The sequence below is a fragment of the Limimaricola sp. AA108-03 genome (assembly GCF_050847355.1).
In the GTDB taxonomy this organism is placed as follows: Bacteria; Pseudomonadota; Alphaproteobacteria; order Rhodobacterales; family Rhodobacteraceae; genus Limimaricola.
The window spans coordinates 25,613-50,599 of the sequence record NZ_CP193759.1 but is presented as its reverse complement, the minus strand read 5'-3'; the positions used below and the strand labels follow the sequence as shown (position 1 = coordinate 50,599).

The window sequence follows — 24,987 nt, the reverse complement described above, 5'->3', positions numbered from 1 at the left end:
GATGGAGCCTCACACGGTTCGTGAAATTTTCAAAGATTTTTTCATGAGCATCGTGTGAACGACGCGCACCCCCGCTGCCGTTGCCATCCATGCCCTCCAATTGCTCGAAAAACGGGCGGAACGGGCATCGACAGGGGTGGCGCGATCAGGAGATCCCGCCGGGCCCCGGTCCGACCGATCCGCGCTCGACGATGCGTGAGGGCAGCAGCACCGGGGCGAGTGGCGTGCGATGTTCGAGATGCTCGACGATCTGCCCCGCCACCTCGCGACCCATCATGCCGGCGGGCAGGTCGATGGTGGTGAGCGGCGGCACCGTCTCGGAGGTCCAGTCAAGGTTGTCGAAGCCCATCACCGCCATATCGTCAGGAACGCGCCGCCCCCGCTCGGCCAGCGCGAAATAGGCGCCAAGCGCCAGCACGTCCGAAAAGCACAGCAGCGCGGTGAGATCGGGATCGCGGTCAAGCAACCGCGCCGTCGCGCTCTTGCCCCCCGCCACGCTCAGCTCGGTCTCCTCGAAGCACAGCTCCAGCCCCTGCGCGCGCATCGCCACGACCCCGGCTTTTCGAGCCACGGCGCGGTCGTTATCGGCGAGCGGCCCGTGGATCACCCCAAGATGCCGGTGTCCCCGTTCGGCGAGATAGCCGACGGCGCTCCTTGCGATCTCGTGATTGTCGTATCCGATGCAGGGCACCGGGCCCTCCGGCCCGGCCCAGATCGAGGTGAAGACATGCGGAACCTTGCGGCGTGCCAGCATGTCGAGCAGCGCCCGATCATGCGCGGCGCCGCTTAGGATGAAGGCATCCGCGCCCATGGCGAGCAGCTTGCGGGCGGCCTCGATCTCTTCGGCCTCGCTGCCATGCGACACGGCAAGCAGCAAGGTATAGCCCTGTTCGGAGAGCGTCTGCTCGATCGCGGCCACGAATTTCGCATAGACCGAGTTCTCGATCGTCGGGATGATCGCCGCCACGGTGCGAGTCCGGCTGGTCGAGAGGGCCCGCGCAGCGGAGTTGGGCACGTAGTCCAGTCGCTCGCAGGCGCGTAGCACCTTTTCCCGAGTCGCCTCTCTGACCCCCTTGTAGCCGTTCATCACCCGCGACACCGTTGCGATGGAAAGCCCGCTTTCCTTCGCAACATCGCGAATTCTGCCTATTTTTTCGGCCAATGCCCAGCTCCCGGGTGTCGTACAAGATTCGAGATTGACGTGGCGTGACGTCGAATGCCTCGATGTAACCGGTTACTTCCCCATTCAACAACCGAGAATTCGAGATGAACTGTAACGGCGCTCGCAAATGTAACCGGTTTCAATGTGCACTGATCCCTTCGCTTCGGATCGCGACCACGGGGAGGATACTATGACCATGGCCCGGCCCCTAGGGGAGGCCCGATCGCGCTATAGTGGTCTCGGTCAGCCGGTACACCACAAGGCCCGCGTCTCGAACGGCATGGCGGTGCGGCTGCGCGTCGCCGCGGGCAGCCTGATCTCGATCACCGATGTCGATGGCGGCGCCCCGGTCTACCTGACCGCCATCGCCGACGACCAACGGGAATTCGGAGTCACGGCGCTGGACATCCCTACCAACTCCGCGACCGCCCTCGATACCGGCGGCTTCGACAGCCGCGAGATGGCGGCGATCGCCGCGGCTCGCGACGCCTGGCTCGAGGAAGCGACCGCGCTCGTCCTGTTCGGCGACGGCGCCGGGGGCGAGATCTACGTCACGAGGGCGAAAGCCGACGCCTCCGTCTTCGTGATCGTCCCGACCGATCCCGGTTACCTGACCTCGGGCGGCGGTGGCCTGGCCGAGATCACGGTCACCCCGCCCGCGCACATCACGGGCCATCTGATGCTGCCCGAACCCCTCGGCCAGATCCGCGACGAGTTCCGCGTCACCCGCGGCACCGCTCTGGCCTATGAGCTCAGGAAGGGCGAGTTCGTCCAGATCATCGACGTAGAGGGGCAGCAATGCTCCGACTTCATGGCGATGCGCTCCGATGCGCTCGATGCCGGGATCGAACGATACATCGACAGCACCGTCTCGCGCACCATGAGCCGCAGCGCCTTTCCCTCGCCCGGCCTCGGCGACAAGTTCTTCGATCAGGACATCCGCCCGCTGCTGTCGATGCGTCAGGACACGGTGGGGCGCCACGACACCTTCGCCTTGGCTTGCACCGCGCGCGGATACGAAGAGCGCGGCTTTCCCGGCCACGTGAACTGCTCGGACAATATCACCGGGGCCTTCGCCCCCTATGGGGTCGCCCCGCGCAGCGCATGGCCAGCCATCAACTTCTTCTTCAACACCTGGATCGACGGCGCCGATCACCGCATCGCCAGCGACGAGGCTTGGTCGCGCCCTGGTGACCACGTGGTCATGGAGGCGCTGACCGATCTGGTCTGCGTCAACACCGCCTGCCCCGACGACGTCGACCCGGTCAATGGCTGGAACCCGACGGACATCCATGTCCGCATCTATCGAGAGGATACGCCCATCACACATGCGGTCACCTGGCGCGCGCAACCAGACGACGCCGGTCGCCTGACCGAGCCATCGGCGTTCCACCCCCGTACTTCGCGGCTCACCACCCGGTTTCACGCCCGGCGCGACCTGTGGCTGCCCTCCGACTACGACGGCACCGGCGCGATCGAGGAATACTGGGCCTGCAAGAACGCCGCGACGCTGCAGGACATGTCCGGATTGCGCAAGTTCGACGTGGCCGGCCCCGATGCCGAGCGGCTGCTGCAGCACTGCATGACGCGCGACGTCTCGAAGCTGGCGCTGCATCGCGGCATTTACGCGCTGCTCTGCGACGCGCGCGGCAGCGTGCTCGACGATGGCACGCTGTTCAGGATCGAGCCGGCCGTCTTCCGCTGGTGCTGCGGTTCCGAGGACTCCGCGCTGCACCTGCGCGAGCAGGCGCGCCGGCTCGGCCTGAACGCCCGCGTGCTCGCCGTCGGGCAGCGCATGGCCAATCTGGCGCTGCAGGGTCCGAAATCCCGCGACATCCTGCGCGAGGTGGTCTTCACGCCGCCGACGCGCCCCTCGCTCGACAACCTCAAATGGTTCGGCTTCACCATCGCCCGACTGCGCGACCGCGACGGGCCGGTTTTCATGCTGAGCCGCACCGGCTTCACCGGCGAGCTGGGCTACGAGATCTTCTGCGACCGGGACGACGCGGTGACGATCTGGGACGGGCTGATGGAGGCAGGCGCGCCACAGGGGCTGGTCCCGATGGGGGCCGACGCGCTCGAGATGCTGCGGATCGAGGCCGGCCTGATGACCGCCGGCGCCGAGTTCGGCCCCGAGTGCGACGCGTTCGAGGCGGGGCTGGGCTTCGCCGTGGCAATGGCCAAGCCGGACTTCATCGGCCGCGCCGCGCTCGAACGCAACGGCGCCGCCCCGCGGCGCGCCCTGGTCGGCCTGCATCTAACGGGGGACGAGGCGCCGCATCACGGCAACGCGGTCTTCGCGGGCCGCGAGCAGGTCGGCACCGTTACCAGCGGCTGCTACTCGCCACAGCTCGGCCATGCCATCGCGATGGCCCGGATCGCCATCGAGACCGCCGAGATCGGCACCGCGCTCGAGATCGGCCGGCTCGACGGCCGCATGAAGCGCCTGCCCTGTAGCGTCACCGGTCTGCCCTTCCTGGACCCCGAGAGAGAGAAGGCCCGCGCATGACACAAGCAGATACGGACGAAGTCGTCGTCGCCCGCAACATCTGGAAGATCTTCGGGCCCCGCGCCGAGGAGGCGATGCAGGCATTGCGCCGCGAGAACCTCTCCAAGTCGGAGGTGCTCGAGCGTTACCAATCGGTGGTCGGCGTGCGCGACGTGTCGATCTCAGTCGGCCGGGGCGAGATCTTCTGCATCATGGGGCTCTCGGGCTCGGGCAAGTCGACGCTGGTGCGTCACATAAACCGGCTGATCGAGCCGACCAGCGGCCAGATCCTGATCGACGGGGTCGATGTCGGACGGCTCGATCCCGAAGGGCTGCGCGCGATGCGCGCCAAGAAGATCGGCATGGTGTTCCAGAACATGGCGCTGCTGCCGCACCGTACGGTACGCGACAACATCTCCTTCGCGCTGGAACTGCGCAACGTCGATCCCTTCACCCGCGCCGAGGCCGCCGACCGGGTGATCGAGCTGGTCAGCCTGCAAGGCTATGGCGACCGCATGCCCAGCGAATTGTCGGGCGGCATGCAGCAGCGCGTGGGCCTCGCCCGCGCCATGGCCGCCGATCCCGACATCCTGCTTATGGACGAGCCCTTCTCGGCGCTCGACCCGCTGATCCGCCGTGGACTGCAGGACGAGTTCCTCGCCCTGTCGCGGGTGATGAACAAGACCACGCTCTTCATCACCCACGATCTGGACGAAGCCATCCGCATGGGGACGCGCATCGCCATCATGAAGGATGGCGAGGTCGTGCAGACCGGCACGCCGGAAGAGATCGTGACCGCCCCGGCCGACGACTACGTCGCGGAGTTCGTCGCGGGCATCTCCAAGCTGAAGCTAGTCTTCGCCCATACCGTGATGCAGTCGATCGATGCCTACACCCGCAATGGCATCGTTCTGCCGCCGCTCGAGGCCTGCCCCAAGGCCGGGCCCGACGACAATCTCGACGCGCTGATCACCCGGGCCGTCGATCAGGAGCATCCCATCATGATCATGAGCGACGGCCGACCCGTGGGCGTCGTGACCAAGGACGCGCTGCTGCATGGCATCAAGGGAGAGGTATGAAGAGATGAGCGACCAATCCGATCCCCGGCAACACTTCAGCGATTTCGCCGGCCCCAATGGCGACTACTACGCCGAGGTCTTTCTCAAGATCCAGAAGGCGACGCTGGGCCGCCTGCATTTCAACAAGGCGGCGCTGCTCGGCAGCTTCGTCTGGGCCGCGCTCAGGGGCAACATCACCCTCTTCGTGGCCGGGCTGGTGATCGACCTGATCGCGATGGTCAACGGCGCGCTGGTCTACAAGTATTCCAAGGCCGCCGCCGACAATGCCGACAAGGACTTCCTCGTCGCGCGCTACGAGGGCTGGGCCGACACCCATCTCATCGCGGGCGTCGCCGCGCTAATCCTTGGCCGGCTCTTCTTCGCCTGGATGGCCGACCGGGTCTACTCGGCGCAATATGGCCGCTGGCGGGTCAACCGCGCGGTGAGCAGCGGCATCTGCACGTCGAGGCTGCTGCTTTGCGCGATGATCACGCTCCTGATCGTGCCGATGATGATCTACCGCGCCACCCAGTTCGTGCCGGACGAGCGCAGTTGCTTGCGTCAGGCCGAGGCCGTGGTCGAAGGCGAGGCGGTGGGCTTCAAGGCGCGCTTCGACTGCTTCCTGATCGGCGAGTTCCCGACCCTGATCTGGATCGACCGGCCCGACGAGGTCAGCTTTCCGCGCGATGCCTCCGGCAACCGGATCATGGAGCGAACCCCGGCCGCCCCGGACGCGCCGCCGGTGAGCCTCAACACCTATGTCGCGGGCGCGATCGACGACACGATTTCCTACCTGACGGTGTTCCACGGGGTCCTGTTCGACGGCATCACCCAAGCGCTGCGCGGCATGCTCGGCGCGATCACCTCGGTCTTCGTCGGCACCCCATGGCCGATCACCATGGGCGTGCTGCTGGTCCTCGCGCATCGGCTGGCCGATGCGCGGACCACGCTCTTCGTCGGCGCGACGCTGGCCTATCTCGCATTGTTCGGTTTCTGGCAGACGGCGATGGACACGCTGTCGCTGGTGGTGGCCGCCTCGCTGATCTGCGTGGCGATCGGCCTGCCGCTCGGCATTCTCGTAGGCAAGTCCGAGCGCGGGCAGGGCATCGTCACGCCGATCCTTGACGTGATGCAGACGATCCCCTCCTTCGTCTACCTGCTGCCCGCCATCGCCTTCTTCTCGATCGGCAAGCCGCCGGGCATCCTCGCCACGGTGATCTTCGCGATGCCGCCGATGGTGCGACTGACCGCGCTCGGCATCAGGCAGGTCCCCGCCTCCACCCGCGAGGCCGCCCTCGCCTTCGGCGCCAGCCCCAAACACCTGCTGACCAAGGTCGAGCTGCCGCTCGCCCTGCCCTCGATCATGGCCGGGATCAACCAGGTGGTGATGATGAGCCTGTCGATGGTGGTTGTCGCGGCGCTGATCGGCGCGGGCGGCATGGGCTACGTCGTCACCGAGGCGCTGGAGAACACCGAGACCGGCCGCGGCATCCTCGCCGGCATCGGCATCGCGCTCCTGGCGATGATGATCGACCGGGTGGTGCAGAAAACCAGGCCAGGCGCGCGCTGAGCGCCCCCTCTTCCCCCAAAAGCCAACGACGAGACCAGAAGGAAGGACCATGACATGACCAGAGCGTTCACCCTCGCCGCGAGCGTCGCGGCCTGCGGCCTTGCCCTGCCCGCCGCCGCGCAGGACCCGACCGTCCGGATCGGCGACCTGACCTGGACCGGCGCCTCGGCCATCGCCCATGTGATCGAGGCTGTGATCGACGGGCCGCTGGGTTCGGAGGCCGAGATCGTCGAAGGGCTGTCGGACGGCTCGATCATCGCGGCGGGCATCGACAAGGGCGATGGCTCGGCCGACGTCTTTCCCGACCTCTGGCTGCCCGCCCGCGAGGCGATCTGGAACGCCTATGTCGAGGACGCCGAAACCATGGCGCACAACGCGCCCTACCTGGGCACGCAAAAGCTCTACGTGCCCGCCTACATGGCCGAGCGGGTCCGCTCGATCGAGGATCTGCGCGATCCCGAGATCGCCGCGATGTTCGACAAGGACGGCAACGGCAAAGGCGAGTACTGGGCCGGCGATGTCGGCTGGAAATCAGCTCGCATGTGGGAGGTGAAGTTCAAGAGTTACGGCCTCTCGGAGCTGTGGGAGGCCGAGAACCTGCCCGATGCCACCTTCAAGGCGCAGCTCAAGACCGCGATCCAGCGCGAACAGCCGATCCTGTTCTACTATTGGACCCCGGAATGGGTGCATGCCGCCTACGACCTCTCGCCGATCGAGGAACCGGCCCGGAGCGAGGGCTGCGAGAATGTCGATCTCGACGCGACCGACTGGCTCGAAGTCTCGCATTTCGCCTGTGCCAGCCGCGATGCCGAGATCTTCGTGGGCTACTCGAAATCGCTCGAAACGCGGAACCCGCCGGTCGCGAAGTTCCTCAGCCAGTTGCGGCTCGAGCCCGAGATGGTCAACGGCTGGATCCTGCAGATCGGCCGTGACGAGATGGACCCGCGCGACGTCGCCGAGAACTGGGTCCGCGAGAACAAGGACGTGGTGGACGGCTGGATCGACTGAGCGTCCCGGCCGGAGATCGGCGCCGCCCTGACCTCACGGCGGCGACGGTCGGACCGGTCCTCCTTCACCGGGGCCAACAACGGCACGATGCTTGGGCCCGGAACGCGTCGCTGCCATCTCGGGGCGAGGCAGCGGGGAACCTCCAACGGCCGTATCGGGGCATCGCAACCCTCATTTGCCCATCGCGTCATCCCAGTCATAGGCGACCAGATCTCGCGTTTCCCGCGCGTCGAGCCGCCGGTAGAGCGCCCGTGCGGCAATATTTTCCGCCTCGGTGGCGAGCCAGACCCCCTTGCATCCGCGCGCACGTGCCACGTCGATCAACAACTCGCACAAGGCCGTGGCAATGCCCTGCCGCCGCGACGCCTCGCGAACGCCGACCTCGTTGACGAAGAAGATCGGCTGCTTGTCGGGATGCAGCAGCACGGTGCCGGAAGCGAAACCCACCACCGCGTCGCCGATCGTGGCGAAGACCAGAACATGACCCTCGTCGGCGAGGAATTTGGCGAGTTGGTTGGGATCGACCGCGTGGTCGAAGACCTCGGCACCCCGGAGACGGTACGCGTTGCCGGGGTCGAGCAGGTGGTAAAGCGCTTCGCTACCCATGCCCGAAAATAGGATGTTCGGGCATGTCCCCGCAATGGCCGGGCCGGGCATTCTCTGGCCCCCTACCCGATTGCGGGCACGCGTCAAATTTATGCGATCACCGGTAGAACCCGAGCCGGTCCGGGACGTTCGGTTCAGCGGGACGGCCGAAACCGGGCGCCCGCGCGAACGGGGCGAGGGGATGCCGGATGTCGGAATGGTTATTGCCGGGGAGCTATTGCGGCGCGGCGCCCGTGCCGGCGAACGCGCTGCAATCGTGGAATTTCGATCCCCTGCTGCTGGGCGGTCTGCTCGCCATGGCGATCGCCCTGCGGCACAGCCGCGCCGGCCTCGCCGCGACGGCGGTGCTGGCCCTCGCCTTCGTCTCGCCGCTCTGCGCCATGGCGGTGGCGCTGTTCTCGGCACGGGTCGTTCACCACGTGCTGCTGGTCGCCGTGGCGGCGCCGCTTCTCGCCGCCGCGTGGCCCAGCCGCCGTCCCTCGGGCGCCGCCCTGCCCTTCCTGATCTCGACCGCCCTGCTCTGGGCCTGGCACCTGCCCGCCGCCTATGACCTCGCGCTGCGCTACATCGCCGTCTACTGGATCATGCAGCTGAGCCTGCTGGGCTCCGCCGTCTGGTTCTGGCGCGCGGTGCTGGCCGAACGATCGGCCATCGAGGCGATGCTGTGGTCGCTGGCCGGGCTCATGCAGATGGGGCTGCTCGGCGCGATCCTCACCTTCGCCCCGGCGCAGCTCTACGCGGCGCATGCGCTGGCGCCGCTCGGCTGGGGCCTCTCGCCGCTGGCCGACCAGCAACTCGGCGGGCTGATCATGTGGGTGCCGGCGATGCTGCCCTATCTCGCGGTGATCGCCCTCACCGCGCGCCGCGGCTGGCGCTTGGCGGAGCGCGCGGCGGCATGAGCTGGCTCGCCGGGCTGATCCCACATCTGAAGGCGCTGCATGTCGGCATGCTGCTGCTGTGGTGCGGCGGGCTCTTCGCGCTGCCGCTGATGCTGGCGCGGCACGACCCGGCGATCGGCCCGAGCGACTACCGCCGCATCCGCCGCGCCACCCATTACGCCTATACCTATTTCGTCACGCCCTCGGCGGTGCTCGCCATCGCCTCGGGGACCGGGCTGATCTTCCTGCGCGAGGTCTTCGTGACATGGATGTTCGCGAAGCTGGTCTTCGTGGCGCTGCTGGTGAGCTTTCACGTCTGGGTCGGCTACGTCCTCGTCGCCGTGGCCGAACGCGAGGGCGCGCACCGGGCGCCGAACCCGGCGCTGCCGCTCGTCCTGCTGCTGGTGCCGATCCTGACGATCCTGGCGCTGGTCCTCGCCAAGCCGGAGCTGGGCGAGATCCCGGTGCCCGGCTGGCTCGCCGAGCCGCGCGGCAATCAGCTGCCTTTCGACGTGCCCAGACGATAATCGAAGACGAGTTTGCCGCCATGCCACCCCGTGACCATCACCACGAGCACGTTGAAGCCCGACATCAGGATGCCATAGGGCAGCACCGCCGCCTCGTATCCCTGCAGCCGGTAGCCCCAGTTCAGCCCCAGAAGCGACAGCAGCAGCACCGCGATCACGAAATGGGTCCATGCCGGGGCCCGGATGCGGATGCCCGGGACCAGCAGCAGCTCGGCGGTGCCCGTGGCCCCCGCCGCGAGGCCGAACAGGAAGGCCGTGCCCGCCGCCCAGATCGCGGCGCGGGCCCAGAACAGCTCTCCCGACCACCAGTAGAGGATATCGGCCCCGAAATTGCAGAAGGTCAGCGCCACCGGGAAGGCCACGCTCATCGCGTGCAGCGGGTGGCCCCAGATCCCGACGAGGGATTCCGTCTGGTCGTAGCCCGGCGCTTCCGCGATCGGATCGACCAGATCCTCCTTTTCGTTGATCATCTCCTCAGCCATGCCCGGCCTCTCCTGCGCAGTGGTGTCGCCGGCTCAACACTCCTGCTGCTCGCCGGTTGCGAAGAGAGCCTCTCGACGGTGCATCCGGCCGGACCCGCCGCCGCGATCATCGCCACGCTGTGGTGGGTGCTCCTGATCGGCGCGACGGCGATCTTCCTTCTCGTCGCCGGGCTGATCGCCTGGGCCTGGCGGCGACCGCCTGGCGAGGTGCCGGAGCGGCGCTTCGTCGTCTGGCTCGGCCTCGCCTTTCCGCTGGCTGTGCTCGCCGCGCTGCTGGCCTACGGCCTCGTGATCGGCGAACGGCTGCTGCCGCGCGCCACGCCCGACCTGGTCGAGGTGCGCGCCGAGGCCCGGCAATGGGACTGGCGCTTCGGCTATGCCGACGCGCCGGGACGGGTGACCGAGAACCAGCTTCACATCCCCGCCGGGCGCCCGGTCGACGTGGCGATCAGCTCCGCCGACGTGGTCCATTCCTTCTGGGTGCCGCGGCTGGCGGGCAAGCTCGACGCCGTGCCGGGCCATGTGAACGTGCTCAGGATCGAGGCCGACCGGCCCGGCCGCTACGAGGGGCTGAACGCCGAATACAACGGACCGGGATACCGCGACCACCGCTTCACGGTGATCGCGCATGACGCGGAGGGCTGGCAGGCCTTCCTGCGGGGAGAGAGACCATGAACGCGCTCCGGCGTCACCGCGCGCTGTCGCGCATCTGGGCCTCCGAGCCCGGCCTCAGGGGCTGGTTCACCACGGTCAACCACACCGATCTGGGCCGCATGTTCCTCGCGGTCGCGATCTTCTTCTTCATCGTCGGCGGCATCCTCGCGATGCTGATCCGGGCGCAGCTCGCGAGCCCGCGCTCGGCCTTCCTCGGGCCGGACCACTACAACCAGATCTTCACCATGCACGGGACCATCATGATGTTCCTGTTCGCGATCCCGTTCTTCGAGGGGCTCGCGGTCTACCTGCTGCCGAAGATGCTGGGCACCCGCGATCTCGCCTTCCCGCGGCTCACCGCCTACGGCTTCTGGTGTTACGTCTTCGGCGGCTCGATGATGATCTTCTCGCTGCTGGCCGGCGTGGCGCCCGACAGCGGCTGGTTCATGTATCCGCCGCTCTCCTCGACCATCGGCGCGCCGGGGATCAACTCGGATTTCTGGCTGATCGGCATCACCTTCGTCGAGATCTCGGCGATCTCGGCGGCGGTCGAGATCACCGTGACGGTGCTGCGCTATCGCGCGCCGGGCATGTCGCTGTCGCGGATGCCGATCTTCGCCTGGTACGCGCTGGTCACGGCGGTGATGATCCTCACCGGCTTTCCGCCGCTGATCCTCGGCTCGATCCTTCTGGAGCTGGAACGCGCCTTCGACATGCCGTTCTTCCAGGTCGCGGCGGGCGGCGACGCGCTCTTGTGGCAGCACCTGTTCTGGCTGTTCGGCCACCCGGAGGTCTACATCATCTTCCTGCCGGCGGCGGGGGCGATTTCGACCATCCTGCCGGTGATGGCGCGCACGCGGCTGATGGGCTACGGCTGGGTCGTGGCGGCGGCGGTGAGTTTGGGCGTGCTGAGCTTCGGGCTCTGGGTCCACCACATGTTCACCACCGGCATTCCGCATATGGGGCTGGCCTTCTTCTCGGCCGCCTCGACGCTGGTGGCGGTGCCGACGGCGGTGCAGATCTTCGCCTGGATCGGCACGCTGTCGAAGGGCCGCCCGAGCCTGCATCTGCCGATGCTGTGGCTGCTGGCCTTCTTCGCCACCTTCGTGATCGGCGGTCTCACCGGGGTGATGGTGGCGATCGTGCCCTTCGACTGGCAGGCGCATGACACCTACTTCATCGTCGCGCATCTGCATTACGTGCTGGTCGGCGGCTTCGTCTTTCCGATGCTGGCGGCGCTCTATTACTGGATGCCGCATTTCACCGGGCGCAAGACCTACTTCAAGCTCGGCAACACCGCCTTCTGGCTGATCGTGCCGGGGTTTCACGGCACCTTCCTGCTGCTGCACTGGGCCGGTCTCCTGGGCATGCGGCGGCGGATCGACACCTATGAGAGCGGTCAGGGCTGGGAGGCGATCAACCTGATCGCCTCGATCAGCGGCTTCGTCATGTCGATCGGCTTCGCGCTGGTGCTGATCGACGTCGTGATCAACGCGGCGGTGGCGATCCGCGGCTCGCGCGACCCGTGGAAGGCGGGCACGCTGGAATGGGCCATGCCCACGCCCTCGGCACCGTACAACTTCGCGAGCCTGCCCCAAATCACCTCGCGCGAGCCGCTCTACGACGCCCCCGACCTGCCGGTCCGGCTCGCCCGGGGCGAGGGCTATCTCGGCGATCCGTCACGGGGCCGACGCGAAACCCTCTCGGTCGAGATCGCCACCGGCGCGCCGCGCTACATCACCGTCTTTCCGGGCAACACCGTCCTGCCGATGCTGATGTCGGCGGTGACCGGCCTGTTCTTTCTGGGGATGCTGCTCAAGACCTACTGGCTGGTGCCGATCTCGGCCACCGGCGTGATCTGCTGCGCCCTGTACTGGGCCTGGAGCCTCGGCGGCACCACGCGCGAGGGCGCGTTGCCGGTGGGGCACGGCCCCGAGCTCTTGACCGCCGGCGAGGTCGCCGATCCGCCGGGCTGGTGGGGGTCGATCTTCCTGCTTCTCGCGAACGGCACCTTCTTCGGCTCGCTGCTCTTCGGCTATGTCTTTCTATGGACCATCGCCCCCAACTGGCCGCCGCCGCGCTACGCGGAGCCCGGGCTCGACGTGGTTCTCGCGGCGCTGGCGGGCGCCGGGCTCGCCGCTCTGGGGCCGAGGCTGCGCCCCGGCACCGGGCTGCTCCTCCTGCTGCCGGGCCTTGGCGGCCTCGCATGGGCAGGGAGCCAAATTCTGACCCGCATGCCCGACCCGACCGCGCATGCCTATGACGCCACCCTCTGGGTGCTGATCGGCTACGCGCTGCTGCATCTGGCGGTGGCACTGGTGATGGCGCTCTTCGTCGCGGCGCGCCGCCGGGCCGGTCATGTCGGCGCCATCATTGGCGGAGAGCCCCGCATCGCGCGGCTGTGGAGCGATTACGCCGTGCTCGTCTCGGGGATCGCGGTTCTGGCGGCGGCGCTGCCGGGATGGCTGACATGATCTCGGTGCTGCGCCTGTCGCTGCCGCTGGGGCTCTGGCTCGCCTCCTTCAGCGCGGTCTACGGCCTGCACGGCCTGCTGTGCTCGAGCCGCTGGGCCGCGCCGCCCATCGCCCTGTCCGAGCGCGCGCTGCTGATCGGCGCGACGCTGGCCGCGATCGCGCTGCAGGCCCTCTGCCTGCTGATCCTCAGATCGCCGCGCTGGCGCGAACCCGATCCCCGGCTCCGCAACATCGGCCTCGCCCTGGCGACGGTGGCGCTGCTGGCGACGGCCTGGACGATGCTGCCGGTGGTGGCCTTCTCCTCCTGCCTGTGAGCGCCCGGCTTCGCAGCCGCGCGCCCTCGACGAATGGCGGCGGATGGGGTTGGATCGATGTCCATACCAGCGAGGCGAGACATGAACGACTTCGTCATCCCGGCGCCGCCGGTTCCGACCATCCCGACCACCGATGGCGGCCTGTTCCCGGTCCGCCGGGTCTACTGCATCGGTCGCAATTTCGCGGCGCATGCGGTCGAGATGGGCCATGACCCGGATCGCGAGCCGCCCTTCTTCTTCCAGAAGAACCCCGACAATCTCGACGCCTCGGGCACATTCCCCTACCCGCCGCAGAGCCGGGACGTGCATCACGAGGTCGAGCTTCTGGTCGCCCTGAAATCCGGCGGCAGCGACATTCCCGTTGAAAAGGCACTGGATCACGTCTGGGGCTACGGCGTGGCGCTCGACATGACCCGGCGCGACCTGCAGGGCGAGGCCAAGAAGGCGGGCCGCCCCTGGGAGATCGGCAAGGCGTTCGAGCGCTCCGGACCGGTGGGCCCGCTGATGCCGGTCGCGCAGGCCGGTCACCCCGAGCAGGGCCGGATCGAACTGCGGGTCAATGACGAGCTCGCGCAGGAGGGCGACCTGAACCAGATGATCTGGAAGGTGCCCGAGATGATCTCCTACCTGTCGGAATATTTCGAGCTCGCCGCGGGCGACGTGATCATGGCCGGCACGCCCGCGGGCGTCGGCCCGGTCAGCCGCGGCGACAGGATGCGGGCCAGCATCGAGGGGCTGGGTGATCTGGCCGTCAGCGTGACCTGACCGGTCGGCGCCAGCTTTCCCGGCATCCACCATGGGCGTGGGATTGGCGAAGCGACGGGTCACCAAGCCTTGCACGAACGCGGGAACGACGCATTGCAAATCTACGCTTTGCGAAAGCTTGAACGCTTCCCTTCACAAGGTGGCGGCGCTGGCACGGCCCGAGGCCGAAGGACTGAAGGGCTGCCCCGTTCTAGTGCTCTAAACCGACCGGGTCCGCCGGTTCGCCAAGGGATTCCGCGTCGCCCAGCACCTCGATCGCGCCGGCGAGCATCGGCGCGATCTTCGCGAAATCCGGCAGCAGCTTTCCATGCAGCAATGCCCGGCATTCCCGCGCCAGCCGGGTCGGCAGATTGCCGAGCTCGTCGCTTCTGGTCACCAGATAGATCTGCCGCGACAGGCTCGCGAAAGGCAATGGCGATATGTCTATTTCCGACACGAGCGATCCGACATCGAGAAGGCTGAGCGGCGTGGCAATCGTCCAGCCACCGTTTTGTGCCACCGTCGCAATGACCGACCGGTTCGTTTCGAACGAAAATCGCCGCTGCGGGTGAAATCCGACGCGTTTCAAATGGCCCGAAACCAGTCGCCCCATCGGCATCGTTTCCGCGTATTGCACGAGAGGCAGCCGGGTCAGGCTCTGCCGCCAATCCTCACGGCGGTCATATTGCCCTTTGGCGGAAATCAGGACGAATTGCTCGCGCAATAGCTGAAGGATGCTGAACCGGTGCATGTCGGTCGGCATGATCCCCGTGATGGCGATGTCGACATCGCGCGACAGGAGCTTGGCCGTCACCTGATCCGAGCGGCCCGAGAAGGTCGAAATGAAGCACTGCGGCAATTGCCGCTGCAACGAGGAGGCCACCACCGGTGTGATCGAGGCGTCGAGATCGTCGATGATCCCGAGGTTCAGGACCGGCAGGCTGCGCAGGTTGAACTCGGCGAGGTTCGCCTCCGCCGCCGATACCGTCGCCATGATGCGATGCGCATGCATGCTGAGCACCTGCCCCGCCGGGGTCAGCAGGATCGGCCGGCTGTTGCGGTCGAATAGCTTGGCACCGACATTCTGTTCGAGCGCGGTGATCTGCTGCGACACGTTCGACTTGCTCACCCCGAGCTTCTGCGCGGCCCCGGCGACCGAACGCGCCTCCTCCAGCGCGATGAAGGCGCGCAGGCCGCGCAGCGTCAGCCGCGCGATCGGCCTCTCGGTCGCGGTCGGGGGGGTCTGTGTCGTCGCCATCATCGAACCTCGGGATGTCCCGCCTCGGACAATGCCCGTGCTTCGTCTCCCGGTCGACCTCGAATCCGGACCCGGGCCGGGGCTGGCGCCCCCCCGAAGCCCCCTGCGGGAGCGGGTTTCGAAGCTGACCTGCGGATGAGCACCCCGCCCGAAATTCCGCCGGCCGCGTGATGCGGCAAGGCCTCGCCGGGCCGGATTTCCCGTCTGAGGCGGCGCTTCGTTCAGCAGATCACCCACCCCCGTTCTGTTTCCCTGAACGAAGCCTCGGCGCGATTGACCGGGCGGCAATCTGCCGCGCTACTCGTCACAAATCCGAAACGGTCCGAGGGTAGAATGAAAAGTCAGACACGCGTCGTCGTAATCGGCGGAGGCATCGCGGGATGCTCCACCCTTTACCACCTGACCCAGGAAGGTTGGACCGACGTCGTGCTCGTCGAAAGAAACGAGCTCACATCCGGAACCACCTGGCATTCGGCCGCGCAGGTCACCAATTTCGGCGCGACCCAGACCATGGTCGGACTGAAAAGCCATTCCATCAAGCTCTACAAGGAATTGGCCGAGGACCCGGAATACCCGATCAATTATCACCACGCCGATGGCGGAATTCGACTGGCCAATACCGAACGGCAAATGGAAGGCTATCGCCATTTCGCCAGCGTCGCGAAAGGCATGGGCGTCGAATTCGAGGTGATCGATGCCGAGGAATGCGCCCGGCGACATCCGCTGATTTCCACCGACAACCTGCTGGGCGGGCTCTGGGACCCGCTCGACGGCGACATCGACCCGGCGCAGCTGTGCCAGGCCTTGGCGCGCCGCGCCCGCCTCGCCGGGGCCGAGGTCTATCGCAACACCCCCGTGACCGGGCTGACCCAGCACAGGGACGACAGCTGGACCGTGCATACCGAGCATGGCGACATCGACTGCGAGATCGTCGTCAACGCCTGCGGCTACCGGGTCAACGAGGTCGGCGCGATGATGGGGGTGCACCACCCCGTCGCCTCGATGGAGCACCAGTACTTCCTCACCGAGCCGATCAAGGCGATCGAGGAGGCGGGCTTCCGCATGCCGCTGCTGCGCTGCCCGATCAGCGACTACTACTGCCGCCAGGAAAAGAACGGCCTGCTGGTCGGCTTCTACGAGCAGGACTGCAAGACCTGGGGCATGGACGGGATCGACCCGAACTTCGTCAACGCGCTCTGCCCCGACGATCTCGACCGGGTGATGGACGTGCTCGAGGGCGCCTTCGCGCGGATGCCGGCGCTGATGGATGTGGGCATCCACTCGGTCGTCAACGGCCCGATCACCTACACCATCGACGGCGCGCCGCTGGTCGGCCCGATCCCCGGAAAGCGCAACGCGTTCTGCATCATCGGGCTGCGCGCGGGCCTCGGCGAGGGCGGCGGCCATGGCTGGCTCTTGGCGCAGCAGATCGTGCATGGCGAGGCCTGCTACGACACCTGGGTGATCGACCCGCGCCGCTTCACCGGCCACGCCAATGTCGAGCTGACCGCATTGAAGGCGATCGAGGATTACCAGAACGAGTTCCGCTTCCACTTCCCGCATGAGCACCGCCCGGCGGGTCGTCCGGCCAAGACCACGCCGCTGACCCCGGTACTCGCCGCCGAGGGCGCCGAGTTCGGCACCGTCAATGGCTGGGAGCGCGTGGCCTACATCAAGCCCACACCCGATTTCGAGGAAACCCACAGCTTCCGCTTCAACGAGACCTTCCCCGTCGTGGCCCGCGAGATCGAGGCGGTGCGTACCGGCGTGGGCCTCGCGGAGGTCAACGGCTTCAACCGCTTCGAGATCACCGGCCCCGGCGCGCACGACTGGCTCGACACCATGGTCTGCGGCCGCATTCCGCGCAAGGACGGCAAGGTCGGCCTGACCTACCTCCTGAACCACCACGGCAACGTGAAGGCCGAGGCGACGCTGGCCAATCTCGACGCCGACACGATCTGGTACGGCTCGGCCGCGGCCTCCGAATCCCACGACATGGACTGGCTGCAGGCGCATCTGCCGAAGGACGGCTCGGTGCAGCTCCGCTCGCTCACCAATGACTGGACGATCCTCGTCCTCGCCGGTCCGAAATCGCGCGAGGTGCTGTCGGGCGTGTCGCGCGGCGACTGGTCGAGGGCGGCCTTCCCATGGCTCTCGGTGCGCCGCGCCTTCGTCGGCATCGCGCCCGCCGTGATCATGTCGGTCAGCTACTCGGGCGAGCTCGCCTACGAGATCCACGTGCCCAACAACCAGCTCTACGCCGCCTGGCTGGCGCTCAGGGCCGAGGGCGAGAAGCACGGGCTGACCCTGTTCGGCGGCCATGCCGTGGAATCGATGCGGCTCGAGAAGGGCTACCGCCACTGGAAGGCGGACCTGATCACCGAGTTCAACCCGATCGAGAGCGGGCTCGACCGTTTCGTGAAGCTCGACAAGCCCGATTTCATCGGCAAGGCGGCGCTGGAAAAGCAGCTGGCGGGCGGGCTGAAGCGGCGCTTCGTCACCCTCGCGCTCGATTGCGACCACGCCCCGGCGCATGGCGGCGATAGCATCCTCGCCAATGGCAGATGCATCGGCACCATCACCTCGGCCGGCTGGGGCCACCGGGTCGGCAAGAACCTCGCCATGGGCTTCCTGCACCCCGAATTCGCCGAAGTGGGCACGCCGCTGCAGGTCGAGGTGATCGGCGAGGCGGTCGCCGCGACAGTGGTGGATCCGGGCCTCTACGACCCCGAGAACCAGCGCATCAGGGCCTGACCCGAGCACCGGGCGGGGCGCACGCCCCGCCCGGCCCGAGACAAACGGGGCGATCCGCCGGGCCCGCCCCCCAAGACAGAGACTGGAGACGACATGAAGATACTCGTGCCGGTGAAACGCGTGATGGACTACAACGTGCAGCCGCGGGTGAAGGCGGATGGCAGCGGCGTCGACCTCGCCAACGTGAAGATGTCGATGAACCCCTTCGACGAGATCGCGGTCGAGGAGGCGATCCGGCTCAAGGAGGCGGGCGTGGCCTCCGAGGTGATCGTGGTCTCGATCGGGGTGAAGCAGGCGCAGGACGCGCTGCGCACGGCTCTGGCCATGGGCGCCGACCGCGCGATCCTCGTGAATGCCGGCGACGACGTGCATCGGGACATCGAGCCGCTCGCCGTGGCGCGGATCCTCGCCAAGGTGGTCGAGGCCGAGGCGCCCGAGCTGGTCATCACCGGCAAGCAGGCGATCGACAACGACATGAACGCCACCGGACAGATGCTGGCGGCCCGGCTCGGCTGGGGTCAGGCGATGTTCGCCTCGAAGCTCGAGATCGAAGACGGTGTCGCCAAGGTGACCCGCGAGGTCGATGGCGGTCTGCAGAGCATCGAGGTGAAGCTGCCGGCAATCATCAGCGCCGATCTGCGGCTCAACGAGCCGCGCTACGCCTCGCTGCCCAACATCATGAAGGCCAAGAAGAAGCCGCTCGTGGAGACCAGCGCCGCCGATTACGGCGTCGATGTCAGCCCGCGGCTCGAAATCGTCTCGGTGCGCGAGCCGCAGGGCCGCCAGGCCGGGATCAAGCTCGGCTCGGTGAACGAGCTGGTCGGTCAACTCAAGGAAGCGGGGGTCCTCTGATGGCGGTTCTTCTGGTAGCTGAAATCTCGAGGGGCGCGCTGAACCGCGACGCCACGGCCAAGGCGATGCGCGCGGTGCGCGATCTCGGGCCGGTGACGCTGCTTTGCGCCGGGGCCATGCCCGAAGCGGCGGCCGAGGCGGCGCGGATCGACGGCGCGGCCCGCGTGCTGCGCGCGGAGGGCGCGCAATACGCCCACCAGATGGCCGAGCCTCTGGCGGCGCTGATCGCGGTGCTGGCGGGCGAGTTCGAGCACGTCGCCGCCCCCGCCACCTCGGTGGCCAAGAACGCGCTGCCCCGCGTCGCCGGGCTGCTCGACGTGATGGTGATCCCCGACGTACTCAAGGTGGTGGACGCCGAGACCTTCGAGCGGCCGATCTATGCCGGCAACGCGATCCAGACCGTGCGCTCGCGCGACGCGGTCAAGCTCATGACGATCCGCACCACCGGCTTCGACGCGGCGGGCGAGGCCGAGGCCGCCCCGGTCGAGACCGTGGCCGATCTCGCCGATCCGGGCCTCGCGACCTGGCTCTCCGACGCGGTGACCGAGAGCGACCGGCTCGAGCTGACCTCGGCCTCCCGCGTAGTTTCGGGCGGGCGCGGCATGGCCTCGAAGGAGAACTTCGCGCTGGTCGAGGGGCTGGCCGACAGCCTCGGCGCCGCCGTCGGCGCGTCCCGCGCCGCGGTCGATGCGGGATACGCCCCGAACGACTGGCAGGTCGGCCAGACCGGCAAGGTGGTGGCGCCCGATCTCTACGTCGCGGTCGGCATCTCGGGGGCGATCCAGCACCTCGCCGGGATGAAGGACTCCAAGATCATCGTCGCGATCAACAAGGACGAGGAGGCGCCGATCTTCCAAGTCGCCGATTACGGCCTTGTCGGCGACCTGTTCGAGCTCGTGCCCGAGCTGGCGGGGGCGCTGAGATGAACATCCGCGAGACCACGCGCGCGGCCCGCATCGACGGCAAGGCCTTCGCCGCGGGTGTGCGCGCCCGCGTCGCCGATCACGTGGCGGGGCTGAAAGCCGCGCGGGGGATCACCCCGGGGCTCGCGGTGGTGCTGGTGGGCGAGGACCCGGCCTCCGAGGTCTATGTGCGCAACAAGGCGCGCCAGACCCGCGAGGTCGGCATGACCGGCTTCGAGCACAAGCTCGACGCCGAGACGATGCAGGCCGAGCTCCTGGCGCTGCTGGCGCGGCTCAATGCCGACCCTGCGGTGCACGGCATCCTCGTGCAGCTGCCGCTGCCGCGCCACATCGACACCGAGGCGGTGCTCGCCGCGATCGATCCTGCCAAGGATGTCGACGGCTTCCACGTCTCCAATGTCGGCCTACTGGGCACCGGCCAGAAGGCGCTGGTGCCCTGCACGCCGCTGGGCTGCCTGATGATGCTGCGCGACCGGCTGGGCAGCCTGAGGGGGCTCGACGCCGTGGTGGTCGGACGCTCGAACATCGTCGGCCGGCCGATGGCGCAGCTCCTGCTGCGCGACGACTGCACCGTGACCGTGGCGCATCGCCATTCGCGCGATCTCGAGGCGATCTGCCGGGGCGCCGACATCCTCGTGGTGGCGGTGGGCCGGCCAGGGATGATCCCGGGCGACTGGATCAAGCCCGGCGCCACGGTGATCGACGTGGGCATCAACCGGATCGAGGCCGATGACGGCAGGACCCGGCTCGTCGGCGATGTCGATTTCGACGACGCGGCGCGGGTCGCGGGCGCGATCACGCCGGTGCCCGGCGGCGTCGGCCCGATGACCATCGCCTGCCTGCTGTCCAACACGCTGACCGCCTGCTGCCGCGCCCACGGCCTGCCCGAGCCCGAGGGGCTCACCGCCTGACCCGCCGCACCAGCGACCGCCGGGGCACCGCGTCCCGGCCCGCCCGCCATCCTTCGGAGACGCCCATGACCAAGTTCTGCCTGACCGTGACCTGCCAATCGAGCCGCGGCGTCGTCGCGGCCATCGCCGGCTACCTGGCCGAGAACGGCTGCAACATCGCCGACAGCGCCCAGTATGACGACCCCGAGACCGGCGGTTTCTTCATGCGGGTGAGCGTCGTCTCGGAGACCGGCGCGACGCTGGCCGATCTCGAGGCGGGCTTCGCCGAGACCGCCCGCAGCTTCGGCATGGACTACGCGTTCCACGACGAGGCCCGCAAGATGAAGGTCGTGGTCATGGTCTCGCGCTTCGGCCATTGCCTCAACGACCTGCTCTACCGCTGGAAGATCGGCGCGCTGCCGATCGACATCGTCGCGGTGGTCTCGAACCACATGGACTACCAGAAGCTGGTGGTGAACCACGACATCCCGTTCCACTGCATCAAGGTCACCCGCGCCGACAAGCCCGAGGCCGAGGCGCGGATCATGGCGGTGGTCGAGGAGGCGGGCGCCGAGCTGATCGTGCTGGCGCGCTACATGCAGATCCTCTCCGACGAGATGTGCAGCAAGATGTCGGGCCGGATCATCAACATCCACCACTCCTTCCTGCCCAGCTTCAAGGGCGCCAACCCCTACAAGCAGGCGTTCCAGCGCGGCGTGAAGCTGATCGGCGCCACCTCGCACTACGTCACCGCCGATCTCGACGAGGGCCCGATCATCGAGCAGGACATCGTCCGCGTCACCCATGCGCAATCGGCCGAGGACTACGTCTCGCTCGGCCGCGACGTCGAGGCGCAGGTCCTCGCCCGCGCCATCCACTCCCACGCCAACCGCCGGGTCTTCCTCAACGGCGACAAGACCGTCGTCTTCCCGGCCTCGCCCGGCTCCTATTCCAGCGAACGGATGGGCTGAGCCCGATCCCCCCACCGGCGCGGCCCCTCCGCGCCGCCCCCACGACAGAAATCGGGCGAACCGATCGTCACCCCGGCCGCACCGACCGGCCATATCCGGACCCAACAAGGACAGACCCATGACACGCAAGCCGACCCTGCCGATCCTCGCCCTGACCGGTCTTCTGGCCGGGACCGCCGCCAGCGCCCAGGACGGGCTGACCGTCGCCTATTTCCCGGAATGGCCGATGCCGTTCCAATACGCCAAGGCCGAGGGGCTCTATGACGAGAAGCTCGGCCTGCCGGTGAACTGGGTCCGCTTCGATTCCGGCACCGCCATGTCCGCCGCGATGGCGGCGGGCAACGTGCAGATCGCGATCAGCCAGGGCGTGCTGCCCTTCATCGGCGCCGCCTCGGCGGGTCAGGATCTGCGCATCGTCGACATCGCCGCCTCCTATGCCGACAACGAGAACTGCGTCGTCGCGGCGGCGCTCGAGATCGACGCCGAGAACGCCGAGGAGCTGGAGGGGCTGCGCGTCGCGGTGCCGGTCGGCACCGGCGCGCAGTACACCTTCCTCCAGTTGATGGAGCATTTCGAGGTCGACACCTCGACCATGTCGATCGTCGACATGGCACCGGCCGAGGGCGCCGCCGCCTTCTCGCGCGGCGATGTCGACATGGCCTGCGGCTGGGGCGGGGCGCTGGCGCGGATGATGGATTACGGCAACGTACTGCTGACCGGTGCGGAAAAGGAGGAGATCGGCATCCTCTCCTTCGACCTTACCACCACCTCGGCCGAGTTCGCCGCGGCCCGGCCGGAACTGCTGGCGGATTTCCTCGAACTCACCGCCGAGATGAACGCCAGGTGGAACGCCGGCGCGGACCGGGCCGAGATGCTGCCGGTCATCGCCCGCGATGCCGGCATGGAAGAGGGCCCCGCCGGCGAGGTGATCGACGACTTCACCTTCATCCCGGTCGACACGCTCCTGTCGGAGAAATGGCTCGGCGGCCGCGTCGGCAGCTATATCGACGGGGCGGCCGAGTTCTTCCACGCGCATGGCACCGTGCCCTCGATCCTGCCCGGCTATGGCGAGCTGATCATCACGGCGCCGCTGCAGGACATCGTCACCCACTGAGCCGGCGGAGGCGCGGCGGCGCCTCCCCCACCCCATCCCCACCGACAAGGGAATGCCCGGATGCCCGGATTGACGCTGAACGACATCTCGATGCGCTTCGATTTGCCCAATGGAACCCATGTGCAGGCCCTGCGGGACGTGTCGCTGCATCTCGCGCAGGGCGAACTCCTGTCGGTCCTCGGGCCGTCGGGCTGTGGCAAGACCACGCTGCTCAACATCGTGGCGGGGTTTCTCGCCCCCACCTCGGGCGAGATCACGCTGAACGGCCACGCGGTGCGCGGCCCCGATGCCGAGCGCGGCATGGTGTTCCAGGAGGGGGCGCTGTTCGAGTGGATGAACGTGCGCGACAACGTCTCCTTCGGGCCGCGCATGGCCGGGCGGTCCAAGTCCGAATACCTGCCCGAGGTCGACCGGCTTCTGGAGATCGTCGGCCTCAAGGATTTCCGCAACAAGGCGATCTACGAGCTGTCGGGCGGCATGCAGCAGCGCGTGGCGCTGGCCCGCTGCCTCGCCAACGATCCCGACGTGATCCTGATGGACGAGCCCCTGGGCGCGCTCGACGCGCTCACCCGCGAAAAGATGCAGGCGCTGGTCCTCAAACTGTGGAAGGAGACCGGCAAGACGGTGATGCTGATCACCCATTCGGTCGAGGAGGCGCTGCTCCTGGGCGAGCGGCTGATCGTGATGGCGCCGCGCCCGGGCCGCATCCACAAGGAATACCGCCTGCCCTTCGCCGATCTCGGCGCCGAGATGGACCTGCGCGAGGTCAAGAAACACCCCGATTTCGGCCGGACCAGGGAGGAGATCCTGTCGATGATCTGGAACATGGAAGAAGAAATCATGGGTCACATGGAGACCGCATTATGACCGGCATCGCGATCCTCCTCGTCTATATCCTCTCCTTCGTGCTGGCCGCCACCGCCGCCGGGCTGCTGCGCCGCGGCCGGATGCGCCGCGCCGATTTCAGCAGCCTCAAGACCGTGACCTTCGGCGACGAGAGCGCGATCCGCCCCGACCGCATCGCCTCGATCGCCTCGGTCGTCGTGATCTTCCTGCTCTGGGGCGCCTTCACCGGCTCCAAGCTGGTGCCGCTGCACGTGCCCGGCCCCTTCGCCGGCGAGACCTCCTTCGTCTACCAGGCCGAAACCGGCGACGGCGCGGTGAGCGACGGCCGGGTGCGGATCACAGTCGGGCCGGGCGGGCAGCTTCCCACCGCCGAGACCGCCGGGACAGACGCACTCGGCGAGGTCGCGGTCGCGGTCCAGAGCGGCCGCGACAAGCTGATTCAGCTGCCGGGCGAGGCGCGGGTGGTGTCGGTGAACGGCACCGGGATCGCGCCGGGCGGCACGGTCTCGGTCGCCGACGGCACCGTGTCGATGACCGCCAAGGGCACGCTGAGCTTCGCCGCCGAAAAGGGCCTGCAGATGGAGCCGATCTGGCTGCCCTCGCCCGAGGCGGTGGTGGGCCGCTTCATCGAGATCATGACCAACGGCTACCAGAACCATTCGCTGTGGGAGCATATCGGCGCCTCGCTGTTGCGGGTGCTGACCGGCTTCGCCCTCGGCGCGGCGGTCGGGATTCCGCTCGGCTACGCGATGGGGCTCTCGGGCTGGTTCCGCGGCTGGTTCGACCCGATCGTCGAGTTCATGCGACCGGTGCCACCGCTGGCGCTGATCCCGCTCGTCATCATCTGGTTCGGCATCTGGGAGACCGGCAAGGTGGTGCTGCTGTTCCTCGCCGCGCTCTGGGTGATGACCATCGCCGCGCGCGCCGGCGTCTCCGGCGTCAAGATCAGCAAGATTCACGCCGCTTATTCGCTCGGCGCGTCAAAATGGCAGATTCTGCGTCACGTGATCGTGCCGAACTCGCTGCCCGAGATCTTCACCGGCGCGCGGGTGGCGATGGGCGTGTGTTGGGGCACCGTCGTCGCCGCCGAACTGGTCGCGGCGCAGATGGGCGCGGGCATGATGATCATCGCTGCCTCGAAGTTCCAGCTGACCGACATCGTGTTGATGGGCATCATCCTGATCGGCCTGATCGGCTTCGGCATCGACATGCTGATGCGCCAGGCCGAAACCCGGCTGGTGCCGTGGAAGGGCCGCAGCTGAAGCCCCGCCACCCTCCGCCCCCACGATCGCGGGCCCGCCCCTTCCCGGGGCGGGCCTCGTCGTTCCGGCGCGCCGTCACGCGGGGGGCTCGCCCGCAGGACAACGGCGCGACACCGAAACGGTGCCGCGCCGAAGACAACGACCGCGCCGTT

The 24,987-nt window shown here is 67.9% G+C and carries 22 protein-coding genes; 18 read left to right on the top strand and 4 right to left on the bottom strand.

The window, feature by feature from the left end; all coding sequences use genetic code 11:
- Nucleotides 1-145: 145 nt before the first annotated feature.
- Nucleotides 146-1,162 carry a LacI family DNA-binding transcriptional regulator gene (locus ACRAQ3_RS18290; RefSeq protein WP_432256884.1) on the bottom strand — a complete coding sequence of 339 codons (1,017 nt, stop codon included), beginning with the start codon at nucleotides 1,160-1,162 and terminating at the stop codon, nucleotides 146-148.
- Between the two features lie 196 nt (nucleotides 1,163-1,358).
- Between ACRAQ3_RS18290 and ACRAQ3_RS18285 the strand changes: the two genes are divergently transcribed.
- Genes ACRAQ3_RS18285 through ACRAQ3_RS18270 form a run of 4 tightly spaced genes read left to right on the top strand, consistent with a single transcriptional unit; the run spans nucleotide 1,359 to nucleotide 7,286 of the window.
- A complete protein-coding gene (locus ACRAQ3_RS18285) occupies nucleotides 1,359-3,671 on the top strand; it encodes a DUF1989 domain-containing protein (RefSeq protein WP_432256883.1) in 2,313 nt (770 codons plus the stop codon).
- Entirely contained in the window at nucleotides 3,668-4,729 is a 1,062-nt protein-coding gene (locus ACRAQ3_RS18280) for a quaternary amine ABC transporter ATP-binding protein (RefSeq protein ID WP_432256882.1), read from the top strand. Before ACRAQ3_RS18285 ends, ACRAQ3_RS18280 begins: the two co-directional genes overlap by 4 nt.
- 4 nt (nucleotides 4,730-4,733) lie before the next feature.
- Complete coding sequence (locus tag ACRAQ3_RS18275) at nucleotides 4,734-6,278, top strand: ABC transporter permease (RefSeq protein WP_432256881.1); 1,545 nt, start codon at nucleotides 4,734-4,736, stop codon at nucleotides 6,276-6,278.
- 54 nt (nucleotides 6,279-6,332) lie between these two features.
- Nucleotides 6,333-7,286: a glycine betaine ABC transporter substrate-binding protein gene (locus tag ACRAQ3_RS18270; RefSeq protein ID WP_432256880.1), complete on the top strand. Its 954-nt coding sequence runs from the start codon at nucleotides 6,333-6,335 to the stop codon at nucleotides 7,284-7,286.
- A gap of 171 nt (nucleotides 7,287-7,457) precedes the next feature.
- Here the strand turns inward: ACRAQ3_RS18270 and ACRAQ3_RS18265 are convergent, their stop codons facing one another.
- Entirely contained in the window at nucleotides 7,458-7,892 is a 435-nt protein-coding gene (locus ACRAQ3_RS18265) for an N-acetyltransferase family protein (RefSeq protein ID WP_432256879.1), read from the bottom strand.
- Between the two features lie 188 nt (nucleotides 7,893-8,080).
- Here ACRAQ3_RS18265 and ACRAQ3_RS18260 point away from each other — a divergent pair, with 188 nt between their 5' ends.
- The gene (locus tag ACRAQ3_RS18260) at nucleotides 8,081-8,791 is read left to right on the top strand and encodes a cytochrome c oxidase assembly protein (protein ID WP_432256878.1); all 711 of its coding nucleotides are present in this window, start codon (nucleotides 8,081-8,083) and stop codon (nucleotides 8,789-8,791) included.
- Nucleotides 8,788-9,297, top strand: a complete 510-nt coding sequence (locus ACRAQ3_RS18255) for a CopD family protein (RefSeq protein WP_432256877.1) — start codon at nucleotides 8,788-8,790, stop codon at nucleotides 9,295-9,297. The genes ACRAQ3_RS18260 and ACRAQ3_RS18255 overlap by 4 nt, the downstream gene beginning before the upstream one ends.
- Here the strand turns inward: ACRAQ3_RS18255 and ACRAQ3_RS18250 are convergent.
- A complete protein-coding gene (locus tag ACRAQ3_RS18250) occupies nucleotides 9,267-9,779 on the bottom strand; it encodes a DUF2231 domain-containing protein (RefSeq protein WP_432256876.1) in 513 nt (170 codons plus the stop codon). The two genes, ACRAQ3_RS18255 and ACRAQ3_RS18250, sit on opposite strands and share 31 nt — an antisense overlap.
- A 78-nt stretch (nucleotides 9,780-9,857) precedes the next feature.
- Between ACRAQ3_RS18250 and ACRAQ3_RS18245 the strand changes: the two genes are divergently transcribed.
- The 4 genes from ACRAQ3_RS18245 (at nucleotide 9,858) to ACRAQ3_RS18230 (ending at nucleotide 13,986) form a co-directional block, all read left to right on the top strand.
- Entirely contained in the window at nucleotides 9,858-10,454 is a 597-nt protein-coding gene (locus tag ACRAQ3_RS18245) for a cytochrome c oxidase subunit II (RefSeq protein WP_432256875.1), read from the top strand.
- Nucleotides 10,451-12,907 carry a cytochrome c oxidase subunit I gene (gene ctaD / locus ACRAQ3_RS18240; protein WP_432256874.1) on the top strand — a complete coding sequence of 819 codons (2,457 nt, stop codon included), beginning with the start codon at nucleotides 10,451-10,453 and terminating at the stop codon, nucleotides 12,905-12,907. The genes ACRAQ3_RS18245 and ctaD overlap by 4 nt, the downstream gene beginning before the upstream one ends.
- Nucleotides 12,895-13,221 carry a hypothetical protein gene (locus ACRAQ3_RS18235; protein WP_432256873.1) on the top strand — a complete coding sequence of 109 codons (327 nt, stop codon included), beginning with the start codon at nucleotides 12,895-12,897 and terminating at the stop codon, nucleotides 13,219-13,221. The genes ctaD and ACRAQ3_RS18235 overlap by 13 nt, the downstream gene beginning before the upstream one ends.
- A gap of 81 nt (nucleotides 13,222-13,302) precedes the next feature.
- Nucleotides 13,303-13,986, top strand: a complete 684-nt coding sequence (locus ACRAQ3_RS18230; protein WP_432256872.1) for a fumarylacetoacetate hydrolase family protein — start codon at nucleotides 13,303-13,305, stop codon at nucleotides 13,984-13,986.
- Nucleotides 13,987-14,176: 190 nt separating this feature from the next.
- On the opposite strand, the gene ACRAQ3_RS18225 is transcribed toward ACRAQ3_RS18230, so the two are convergent.
- Nucleotides 14,177-15,223: a LysR family transcriptional regulator gene (locus ACRAQ3_RS18225; protein WP_432256871.1), complete on the bottom strand. Its 1,047-nt coding sequence runs from the start codon at nucleotides 15,221-15,223 to the stop codon at nucleotides 14,177-14,179.
- Nucleotides 15,224-15,556: 333 nt separating this feature from the next.
- On the opposite strand from ACRAQ3_RS18225, the gene ACRAQ3_RS18220 reads away from it, so the two are divergent.
- From ACRAQ3_RS18220 to ACRAQ3_RS18185, 8 genes are all read left to right on the top strand, one after another.
- Nucleotides 15,557-17,977 (top strand): GcvT family protein, encoded by a 2,421-nt coding sequence (locus ACRAQ3_RS18220; RefSeq protein ID WP_432256870.1) that lies wholly within the window; start codon nucleotides 15,557-15,559, stop codon nucleotides 17,975-17,977.
- 93 nt (nucleotides 17,978-18,070) lie between these two features.
- Nucleotides 18,071-18,829, top strand: a complete 759-nt coding sequence (locus ACRAQ3_RS18215; RefSeq protein WP_432256869.1) for an electron transfer flavoprotein subunit beta/FixA family protein — start codon at nucleotides 18,071-18,073, stop codon at nucleotides 18,827-18,829.
- On the top strand, nucleotides 18,829-19,755 hold the full coding sequence (locus tag ACRAQ3_RS18210) for an electron transfer flavoprotein subunit alpha/FixB family protein (protein ID WP_432256868.1): 927 nt from the start codon (nucleotides 18,829-18,831) through the stop codon (nucleotides 19,753-19,755). The genes ACRAQ3_RS18215 and ACRAQ3_RS18210 overlap by 1 nt, the downstream gene beginning before the upstream one ends.
- Nucleotides 19,752-20,663: a bifunctional methylenetetrahydrofolate dehydrogenase/methenyltetrahydrofolate cyclohydrolase FolD gene (gene folD, locus ACRAQ3_RS18205; RefSeq protein WP_432256867.1), complete on the top strand. Its 912-nt coding sequence runs from the start codon at nucleotides 19,752-19,754 to the stop codon at nucleotides 20,661-20,663. The genes ACRAQ3_RS18210 and folD overlap by 4 nt, the downstream gene beginning before the upstream one ends.
- A gap of 65 nt (nucleotides 20,664-20,728) precedes the next feature.
- On the top strand, nucleotides 20,729-21,613 hold the full coding sequence (gene purU / locus ACRAQ3_RS18200; RefSeq protein ID WP_432256866.1) for a formyltetrahydrofolate deformylase: 885 nt from the start codon (nucleotides 20,729-20,731) through the stop codon (nucleotides 21,611-21,613).
- 118 nt (nucleotides 21,614-21,731) lie between these two features.
- Nucleotides 21,732-22,727, top strand: coding sequence for an ABC transporter substrate-binding protein (locus ACRAQ3_RS18195; RefSeq protein WP_432256865.1), 996 nt, complete (start codon nucleotides 21,732-21,734; stop codon nucleotides 22,725-22,727).
- A 60-nt stretch (nucleotides 22,728-22,787) separates the two neighbouring features.
- Nucleotides 22,788-23,594, top strand: coding sequence for a taurine ABC transporter ATP-binding protein (locus tag ACRAQ3_RS18190; protein ID WP_432256864.1), 807 nt, complete (start codon nucleotides 22,788-22,790; stop codon nucleotides 23,592-23,594).
- Nucleotides 23,595-23,599: 5 nt separating this feature from the next.
- Entirely contained in the window at nucleotides 23,600-24,835 is a 1,236-nt protein-coding gene (locus ACRAQ3_RS18185; protein WP_432256973.1) for an ABC transporter permease, read from the top strand.
- Nucleotides 24,836-24,987 lie beyond the last annotated feature (152 nt).

Coding starts and splice junctions, on each gene's coding strand:
- ACRAQ3_RS18215 (WP_432256869.1), top strand. CDS start 18,071: ATGAAGATACTCGTGCCGGTGAAACGCGTGATGGACTACAACGTGCAG.
- ctaD (WP_432256874.1), top strand. CDS start 10,451: ATGAACGCGCTCCGGCGTCACCGCGCGCTGTCGCGCATCTGGGCCTCC.
- ACRAQ3_RS18235 (WP_432256873.1), top strand. CDS start 12,895: ATGGCTGACATGATCTCGGTGCTGCGCCTGTCGCTGCCGCTGGGGCTC.
- ACRAQ3_RS18230 (WP_432256872.1), top strand. CDS start 13,303: ATGAACGACTTCGTCATCCCGGCGCCGCCGGTTCCGACCATCCCGACC.
- ACRAQ3_RS18225 (WP_432256871.1), bottom strand. CDS start 15,223: ATGGCGACGACACAGACCCCCCCGACCGCGACCGAGAGGCCGATCGCG.
- ACRAQ3_RS18270 (WP_432256880.1), top strand. CDS start 6,333: ATGACCAGAGCGTTCACCCTCGCCGCGAGCGTCGCGGCCTGCGGCCTT.
- ACRAQ3_RS18255 (WP_432256877.1), top strand. CDS start 8,788: ATGAGCTGGCTCGCCGGGCTGATCCCACATCTGAAGGCGCTGCATGTC.
- ACRAQ3_RS18280 (WP_432256882.1), top strand. CDS start 3,668: ATGACACAAGCAGATACGGACGAAGTCGTCGTCGCCCGCAACATCTGG.
- ACRAQ3_RS18195 (WP_432256865.1), top strand. CDS start 21,732: ATGACACGCAAGCCGACCCTGCCGATCCTCGCCCTGACCGGTCTTCTG.
- ACRAQ3_RS18250 (WP_432256876.1), bottom strand. CDS start 9,779: ATGGCTGAGGAGATGATCAACGAAAAGGAGGATCTGGTCGATCCGATC.
- ACRAQ3_RS18210 (WP_432256868.1), top strand. CDS start 18,829: ATGGCGGTTCTTCTGGTAGCTGAAATCTCGAGGGGCGCGCTGAACCGC.
- ACRAQ3_RS18220 (WP_432256870.1), top strand. CDS start 15,557: ATGAAAAGTCAGACACGCGTCGTCGTAATCGGCGGAGGCATCGCGGGA.
- ACRAQ3_RS18190 (WP_432256864.1), top strand. CDS start 22,788: ATGCCCGGATTGACGCTGAACGACATCTCGATGCGCTTCGATTTGCCC.
- ACRAQ3_RS18260 (WP_432256878.1), top strand. CDS start 8,081: ATGTCGGAATGGTTATTGCCGGGGAGCTATTGCGGCGCGGCGCCCGTG.
- folD (WP_432256867.1), top strand. CDS start 19,752: ATGAACATCCGCGAGACCACGCGCGCGGCCCGCATCGACGGCAAGGCC.
- ACRAQ3_RS18275 (WP_432256881.1), top strand. CDS start 4,734: ATGAGCGACCAATCCGATCCCCGGCAACACTTCAGCGATTTCGCCGGC.
- ACRAQ3_RS18265 (WP_432256879.1), bottom strand. CDS start 7,892: ATGGGTAGCGAAGCGCTTTACCACCTGCTCGACCCCGGCAACGCGTAC.
- purU (WP_432256866.1), top strand. CDS start 20,729: ATGACCAAGTTCTGCCTGACCGTGACCTGCCAATCGAGCCGCGGCGTC.
- ACRAQ3_RS18285 (WP_432256883.1), top strand. CDS start 1,359: ATGGCCCGGCCCCTAGGGGAGGCCCGATCGCGCTATAGTGGTCTCGGT.